General features: G+C 38.4%; 2 protein-coding genes and 1 pseudogene. 1 reads left to right on the forward strand and 2 read right to left on the reverse strand.

What is annotated here, in order from left to right:
* Positions 1 to 120 precede the first annotated feature (120 nt).
* Both NRL14_RS20645 and NRL14_RS20650 read right to left on the reverse strand, forming a co-directional pair.
* On the reverse strand, positions 121 to 978 hold the full coding sequence (locus tag NRL14_RS20645) for a toll/interleukin-1 receptor domain-containing protein (RefSeq protein WP_306725504.1): 858 nt from the start codon (positions 976 to 978) through the stop codon (positions 121 to 123).
* A 224-nt stretch (positions 979 to 1,202) separates the two neighbouring features.
* Positions 1,203 to 1,826, reverse strand: a complete 624-nt coding sequence (locus NRL14_RS20650; protein WP_306725505.1) for a transposase — start codon at positions 1,824 to 1,826, stop codon at positions 1,203 to 1,205.
* On the opposite strand from NRL14_RS20650, the pseudogene NRL14_RS20655 reads away from it, so the two are divergent.
* Positions 1,811 to 2,146: pseudogene (locus NRL14_RS20655) on the forward strand (group II intron reverse transcriptase/maturase); the annotation flags it as partial. The gene NRL14_RS20650 and the pseudogene NRL14_RS20655 overlap by 16 nt on opposite strands.

Raw genomic sequence — 2,146 nt, forward strand, 5'->3', positions numbered from 1 at the left:
CCTACGATGAATCAACTTACTTAACCGCATTGAAAAGTAAGGGTTCACCGCTGTTAAAATTTGCGGTGGAAAGTGAGCTTTAGCGCTTGCTGTCCACCTCAGGGCGTGTTGTTAGCTTTTTTACCACGGGTGCTTTATTGGAACATCTATATCATTGTCCATGATGAATGAAACCAATTCTCGATAACTTGCCAGTAAGCTTCCACGATTGCCCCAGTTATTTTGTTCATCAGACACATTTGGATTAATAAACGTAGCATTAGGGGAAATATAATAGTTTAAATATTCAGGGTCTAGCGATTGAATAGTATGATCCCAATCAGCATCAAAAACCAAATAAAACATACTTAAAAAACTTGAGATTAAAGAATTAAAATGTTGAGATTTATCATCATTAAGCTTCAACTTGTCTGCTTTTAGAATATTACGAGATAAACCAAGTATTTCTTCTAATAACTCACGCTCACTTCGAGAATGTGATTCACTATTCGAAGTATCACTAGCTAGAAGTTCAATCACACGTGTTTCAAGCTTTGGCCAAAAAGCTTCAAATACATCACGAAGTACGTCATCAGCAAGTACATTATCAGTATTTGAATTATTAATTGTAGTAACAAGAGCATACATGTCTGACTTATTAAAAAGCGTTGTTTGAAATTGAGTCAGTGGCCCTGATATATCTGCATTACCTAAGCCAAAGAGAATTGGGCATACTAGAGATGCATCAACTTTTTTTGATATAGCTCCTGCCTCAAACATTATCCAAGGGCTATTTAAATTCTCTTGTGTTATACAAAAAATACCAACCGAAGAATTGTCTAACTCATCTGCGATATCAGATGACCAGCGGTTTCCCTTATCTATATCGCTAGGAGTAAAATATGGTTTTACCGTTTGTAATACACTTGGTAACCAAGCTCGTATAGCTTGTGCTATATCTTTACTTTGGTCTCCTGACCAACTAATAAATACTTTCAAAACAACTCCATATTTGAGAAAAAGCTAACGAGCCTGTAGATTAACTCGTTTTTTTATTTATTTTTATTGATAAACAAACCATAGCTGAGTTCCTATTTTGGTTCAATTGATTACTGTATTTTTACGCAGAATATAGAAGTGTTTGATATTGTTTTAATTGGCGTTTTGGAAGGGATTACGGGTGTTTGAGTGGCTTTTATTTAGAGTAAGAGGGCTTACCCTTCTTAATGCATCGTGTTTTGCAGCTTTTCTATATTATGAACAAGACAATACAGTTGCCATTGCGCATTCACTTTCGTTTGACCCCGTAAGGTCAATTTATTCATGCCTTTATTCACTGTAATGTTCCCGAACACTAGCTCAATACACCCGAGTCGTTTGCTATATTGTCGTCGACCTATGGGGCTGTCTATTTTTACTTTCATCTTATCAACATAGCTCAGCTTTTTGTGCGATTCATTATTTATAAACTGTACTTGTCGCCCCGTTTTAATGGGTGGCTTTCGCATGCATTGCTGCTGTAGCGGGCACGTTTTACAGTCTTTTAAATAACCGCAGAATCGCGTGTATTGCTGGTTGTGGCTTTTTACATTGATACCACTTCGCCACATGGCATTGCCTGCGGGGCAGCGGCAAGTTTGGGTTGCTTCATTATAATGAAAATCATCTGAGGTAAATAATCGTGGCTTGCCTTTGCTGCGTTTTAGTCGGCGCTTTTCTTGCTCCGTTTCGTATGTTTCGCTGGCTTTAAACAGCGGATTTCGTTTTCTAAAATCGTAATGGAAGGGACACGGTGAAGGCCTGAACATCTTAACCAGAGGAGATACTACAAATGAACTTGAATTCACATAGATCACCGTGTTGTGATAGTGATGAACAGCGTTCGACTGTGAATAATACCTCGAATGAATATAACCAAACAAATCATGACCTGATGGCAAGGGTACTGAGCAACCATAATATTGGCACTGCATGGCAACATGTTAAGCGCAATAAGGGGGCTGCGGGTATTGATGATATGAGTATTGAGGAATTTAATCACTTCGCTAAGTTACATTGGCTGGGTATTAAACAACAATTACTTAACGGCACTTATCAACCCTTGCCAGTCAAACGCGTGATAATACCCAAACCTGATGGCGGTGAGCGAATGCTTGGGATCCCCTCT

It is taken from the genome of Pseudoalteromonas sp. 20-92 (genome assembly GCF_030847595.1).
In the GTDB taxonomy this organism is placed as follows: Bacteria; Pseudomonadota; Gammaproteobacteria; order Enterobacterales; family Alteromonadaceae; genus Pseudoalteromonas; species Pseudoalteromonas fuliginea.